Here is a 6,000-nt window from a genome sequence, read left to right on the forward strand (position 1 = left end):
TACTTCAAGCACGGTGAGCACAGTAACTCTTTTAAAAAGGATGAACTATATCAGCCAATCCAATAACAGGTAGACCTCACTATGACCTTTGTCGTTACAGATAACTGCATTCTTTGCAAATACACCGACTGTGTGGAAGTCTGTCCTGTGGACTGCTTTTATGAAGGCCCGAACTTCCTCGTCATCGATCCTGACGAGTGCATCGACTGTGCGCTATGCGAGCCTGAATGCCCTGCCAATGCGATCTTCTCAGAAGATGAAGTACCAAAAGGGCAAGAGATGTTTACTCAGCTAAACGAAGAGCTGGCACAAAAATGGCCAAACATCACAGAAATGAAAGAGCAAATGCCAGAAGCGGCTAAGTGGGATGGCGTGGAAGGTAAGATTCAGTATTTAGAGAAGTAGTCAGTTCTTTAAAACTGCTTAAAGTATTAAAATAAAGAAAACCATCTAACGGCAATACGCGGTTAGGTGGTTTTTTATTGTTTAAAATTTAAAAATATTATTGACATTCTTTCGGTAGATAGGCTTTTGGAATTCCTGCAGATGGGCGGCACTGCCACGATCCATCGGCAGCTCGGTCAAGGCTCAAAGATTGACCTTGGATATAAGATAAATTTTGAATATTACAAATGATGGCGTTTGGCGTAGTATTGCCCACAATGGGAGCTGTGACCGTAAACTGACAATATTTGGTCTGTGCTGGCATATTAAGACCGCTAGGACTAAAATCTGTCACTCCTGCACCATCATCCATCAGTATCTGATACGGTAGACGAAAGTGATTAATCTCTTGATAAACGGTCATGACTTGTGTCTTTCTGACCTGTGTCTGATAGCTGACTGTCGCTGTCACCGCAAGTATACCGATGATAGCAACGGCTATCATTAGCTCTATCAGGGTATAGCCAGACTGAGTGGCTATACGACGTCGTAAATGACAATTTTGGACAGCTGGCAGGTAAGGTTTCATCGCGTTATAGTCGATTATAAGTATAACGCTATGGTGCAGAGAGTATGCCAGTTGGGTTTGAGCATATTTTAAACACAAAAAAACCAAACAGAGCGTTTGGTTTTTTGGGTATTCGATAAGAAATTTTGTAGGCTGGGTGTTTAGTCCAAACTTTTAACCTTGCATAATTATAAGAAATGCTATTCAAAGCATTTCCCTTGCGAAGCTGAAATTGCAGTGTAATTTTTTAACGCTTCTTAGGCTAAAAGCCCAGCCTACGCTTACTTAAATTAGTTCGCGATCACTGCTTCTGTACAGGTGTTTGGGCGTACAGAATCTATAAGATTAGATTCACAAGACCAATCACCACCATTAGCAGGATCATAAATAAAGTTTACCTTCTGGCCAGCCACTTTATCATTAATATCATCTCTAAACGTAGCTGTTAAAGTACAAACGTCGCCTGTAGCTTTACCTGTTATATTTTTAACATATTTACCATCTAATTTAAGATCACTATTATTTGATAATGCACCTGCTATAACTGGTGGCTCATAATTATCCCCATCTGCTGGTACACCCACTGCATCCTTTGCTTCTTCAGCACTACAAGCTTTCTCCATACCAATAGAGCTACTAGTATCAACAATTATAGGCTTTAATCCACCTAAAAGAGTAATTGCCTCTGTCGCTTGTGCTTTTGCGGTATAATTTTGATAAGCAGGAAGAGCAACCGCTGCCAAGATACCGATAATAGCAACAACGATCATTAGTTCGATTAAGGTAAAACCTTTTTGAGCGTTCATAGACTTGTCCTTTAACATAAGGTGACAGCACATCAGTGAAACTGTCGGTAATCAATAGTAATGATGTCAGCCGCCATAGTGACGATCTGACTGTCTTAGTTATATTGCTGCAGGTAGTGTGCCAAGTTTTTAAGATAATTTAGAAATATCCCTACATATTTTTAACATTGAAGCTATAACTTACGCTTTGCTGTCACATTCATATTTCCCAGTATCATACACTACTGTCTGAAATTTTTTATTTATATAATTTATTGGTAATGTAGGTACTGATGTATTGAGTAAGCAAAGAATATTGCCAGTTTATTGCTGAAAATTGTCAGCTTATGTAATTCATGGACATTGGACATAATTACAGCTGACATTTTTTGTCAGTTCATTATTCAATTAAGCTTAACTGTTACTTATTCTATTTTTCACCATTGCCACATTTTTTTGTAGTTCCTATAAAACGGCATTCTATGCCTTGGCTATCTAAAGTCAGACTACCATCGTTCGCCATACGCTGATCTGCAACTGGTATTGCTCTAATTATCCAGTCACGCCCTCCTAATGTAACAGTACTTGTCGTCCAGCTTGTCTCTCCCCATGTTCCTGTACCAACTATGACTGTATAGAGCCCCGTTCCTGAACTGGGAAAACTCACACTACCATCAGTTGCAGGCGTGCCTGACAATACAGAAGATAAAGGTATTCTGTCATAACGCTTGTAGTTTATTTTATTAGACTCGATGCGACTGGCGATTTGCTGCATCTCTACCATCATATCCGCACGATTGGTTCTCTCTACGTAGCTTTGATAGCTTGGATAAGCGATAGCCGCTAGTATTCCTATGATAGCAACGACGATCATCAGCTCTATCAGCGTAAATCCTGCTTGCTGCATTGACTGAGTAGATGAGTTCCGCTGTAGGGCGAGCTTTTTTGCCGCTGCTGACAACATTACCATATCGTCGCTCCTGTACAATCCGCCTCTGTGATATCAAAACTACTATTACTCGCACAACGCAGGCCTTGGCTTGATAGCAAAAAGCTATCGGCCCCTACTAGATCAACGGGCGTTGCCATCATGATCCAATTGTTGGCTCGTCCACTGCCTTGATGCAAAGTACTAAAAGTCGTAGGTCCTGTCAGATGTCCCAACGTAATCACATAACGTGGATTGGTGTTTGGTTGATTGATCGCACCTGTACTATCGGCGATATTATCTGACTGAGGCTTAAAACCCTTATAGGTGAGTGCTTTTGCACGCCATTGCTCAAGCTCGTTACTCAGTGCTAGCATCTTGCGCTGTACGTCTGCTTCCGCATTGCGAATAATAAAAGCGCGATAGCTTGGTATCGCAATCGCTGCCAAGATAGCAACGATTGCCACGACGATCATCAGCTCTATTAATGTAAAACCTATCTGCCGAGTCGGATAGCTATTCGCTCTAGTTGACATATCAATGTTCCATCCAGCTTAATGGATTGATACGTTTGTCGGTATTGATACCACTCCCCACGCCGCAGCTTGGCCCGACACATTCATTAAAAATATCGTCGTAATTACCACAGTTACCATCTGGGCAGATGAGGTCAGGTTTACAGTCATCGCCTTCACAGCGATTGACGATACTTGAGAACACGGCAGTATCGTTGTATTGACTGATAATATTATCAACAATACCTGAGCCTGCAATGAAGGTTGAGCGTGGTGTTGCCACATCTTCTGAACAGCTACCAAAAGGTAGACAGGTACGTTCGCGCTGGGTTGAGCCTTTAACACCAGCACTACAGGCTTGAATATCCTGCCCTTCATCAGGGTTATACGTCGAGGATATCAGTACACCAGCGATAGCATCCGGCTCATTAAACATCTTGAGCTTATATGTACTGCCAGTTACCTCACCATCATCCCAATAAGTAAATGGCATATACCAGCCTTGTACCTTATTCTTGATAATATTCTGTCTGATGCCATTATTACCGATATCTGCAACAGAAAATTTCAGTTGTTGGAGCTTATTATTTGTCGTCTCATCATCAAACTCTCCAACCTCAATGACTGGGGTCCGTAGACTGATCGTAGATGCTGCATCACTATCATAATCAAATAAATCTCTACGACTGACATCTTTATCTATGACAGTATATAGCGCATCAGGGATGCTCCTCTCTGCCGATACTGGGCTACTGCGATCGCCTGTACCTACTGTTATCATCGCTTGTACGCCTGAGTAGGTGCCAGTATTATCAGCAGCTTTGTTATAGCCATATTTACCGTTATAAAAAGTAATCAGTGGACGTTCGTAAATACGTGGGGGTGCATCGTTGCCGGTCGCTTGATCGCTGACATCTAGCACTTTTACCACACGGTCTACTTTGAAGTTTCTCGTATCTTTATTGTTATTGATATCAGCGCGCCAAACTTGTCCACCTAGATCAGCGAAGTAGATATGATCGTTCAGACCGTCATAGTTACGGTCTATCGCTCGCACTTGCGTCACGACGCTGTGCTTTAAGTCATTGGCTTTAGAGTATTGCAACGAGGAACTGCGAGAAGTACTGTTTTCTGAACTGCCCTGATTACTTGCCCACCATAATAGTTTGCCATTATCAGCAGAAGTTTTTACCGTCTCTTCTTTGCTATCCTCATCTGTTTCGACTTCTCCCATCTGTACCATGTACACAGCGTTGCCTTGAGCCTTTGATTTATCAGGGCAACTTTCGCTATTTGCGTTATTCCCTAATTTAAATTGTGAATTCTCATAACAGGCGTCATAGCCTCCGGGTAAGAAGCTCACCATCACACGCTCGCCATTACGTTTGACATAGCCAAGGGTAGGTTTACCCCATGTCTGCCCCATACGTGCATAGGCTTCTTGTTCAGGTGATGTGTTATTAATGACACCATTTTTATTACCGCTCAATGCTACTGTGTTATCACCCTTTTGGCGATTGGCATAGTTTGACCCTACACTATAGATCATCTTAGGAGCTTTGACGTCTGAAACATCTAAAGCGTAATACATTGACCCGCCCATACGTAAGCCGCCAAGTGCAAAGCTCTGCGCCGCTTCGTAGGTATTGATCGTCTTTGCCTCGTCATCCTTACCTTCAGTCTTTGATTTGGTCGTGTATGCCACATAAGTCAACCAAGGCGCATCGACGCCATAAGGATAGCTACCGTCTACAGCAGTGCCGTTACCCGTGCCAGCCAATGCATCTGGCTGCAAATCAAGGATTTGTTTGGGTACAAAAGTAAAGGTTTCTTTACCCGTGCTGTCATCTAACATATGTAGGGCACCGTCCATAGAGCCATAGATGATATAGTCTTTACGTTTACTGGTGTCAAATTGTCCAGAGGCGTCGACTGCTACCGATTGAGTAATAAGCTGCGGTATAGAGTGCAGCACGCCACCGATATTTTTTAGATTTTTATTTTGTGAAGCACTCAGCTCTGTATCGTCTGTGACAGTACCTTGTGCGCTATAGCCCATGAACTTAAGCAATGCGAGTTTTTTAGCGTTGTTGTTTTCAGCTCCATTAGTTAAGGAGGCAAAGTTGACTGGCTTTTTATTAGTGACTTTGAGATTGGTTAAGCTACTACCCGTATCAACGAATAAGTTTCTGTCACCTACTGTCGATGCGTTGGCGCCTTCTAATATCTGTTGATAAGCACCACCAATTTGCGGCAGTCCACCATCAGGTTTTGTGGTATCAGGCCGAATGATATTGATCGTATTCCATAAGTCGTAAGTACCAGCATTATTATTTATATTATTTTCATCAATATTGTCTCGTGAAAACAAACCTGTATTATCAGCAAAGACGAAATCCCCCTCTTTACCGACTAGCGTACCGTTTTTTACATTATATTTTTTGAGGTTACCATTCCATAATCGTTGTGAGCCAGGTGCCGGTTCAAGAATCGGCAAATAAGCAAATTTACGCGACTTCAGACCGCCTAGACTATCGAGTGGTACAGACATGGTCCCTGTTGATATCGGATCAATCTCAGCACTACCCACATCTTCAATGAATGACTTTAAACTGCTCGCGATGTCCTTCGACTCAGCAGCATAATAAAACCCACCTTGTCCATAACCATAGCCTTTTTCGCCAAGTTTACATAGATTCTGTGCATCTTTGTTTACACCAGGGAGTTCACATTGATAGACTTCCACTGTCTCAACCTTGCCGCTATGTAGTGGTCAACTAATTTAGGACACCTAATAAGAGGTTTTTATTAAAGTAACGT

6 protein-coding genes are annotated in these 6,000 nt (G+C 42.2%); 1 reads left to right on the forward strand and 5 read right to left on the reverse strand.

Features of this window, described 5'->3' with window-relative positions; all coding sequences use genetic code 11:
- Positions 1-81 precede the first annotated feature (81 nt).
- Complete coding sequence (fdxA, locus tag JFC10_RS09060; protein ID WP_011279554.1) at positions 82-405, forward strand: ferredoxin FdxA; 324 nt, start codon at positions 82-84, stop codon at positions 403-405.
- Between the two features lie 97 nt (positions 406-502).
- Here fdxA and JFC10_RS09065 read toward each other — a convergent pair whose 3' ends face one another.
- The 5 genes from JFC10_RS09065 to JFC10_RS09085 all read right to left on the reverse strand — a co-directional run bounded on the left by JFC10_RS09065 (position 503) and on the right by JFC10_RS09085 (position 5,926).
- Complete coding sequence (locus tag JFC10_RS09065; RefSeq protein WP_198332566.1) at positions 503-973, reverse strand: pilin; 471 nt, start codon at positions 971-973, stop codon at positions 503-505.
- Positions 974-1,242: 269 nt separating this feature from the next.
- Positions 1,243-1,758 (reverse strand): pilin, encoded by a 516-nt coding sequence (locus tag JFC10_RS09070; RefSeq protein WP_198332567.1) that lies wholly within the window; start codon positions 1,756-1,758, stop codon positions 1,243-1,245.
- Between the two features lie 409 nt (positions 1,759-2,167).
- Positions 2,168-2,701 (reverse strand): type IV pilin protein, encoded by a 534-nt coding sequence (locus tag JFC10_RS09075; RefSeq protein WP_406947313.1) that lies wholly within the window; start codon positions 2,699-2,701, stop codon positions 2,168-2,170.
- On the reverse strand, positions 2,701-3,201 hold the full coding sequence (locus tag JFC10_RS15080; RefSeq protein ID WP_198332568.1) for a prepilin-type N-terminal cleavage/methylation domain-containing protein: 501 nt from the start codon (positions 3,199-3,201) through the stop codon (positions 2,701-2,703). Before JFC10_RS15080 ends, JFC10_RS09075 begins: the two co-directional genes overlap by 1 nt.
- Position 3,202: 1 nt before the next feature.
- On the reverse strand, positions 3,203-5,926 hold the full coding sequence (locus tag JFC10_RS09085; protein WP_198332569.1) for a pilus assembly protein: 2,724 nt from the start codon (positions 5,924-5,926) through the stop codon (positions 3,203-3,205).
- Positions 5,927-6,000: the final 74 nt, after the last annotated feature.

This window comes from Psychrobacter aquimaris, assembly GCF_016107525.1.
GTDB classification, from domain to species: Bacteria; Pseudomonadota; Gammaproteobacteria; order Pseudomonadales; family Moraxellaceae; genus Psychrobacter; species Psychrobacter aquimaris.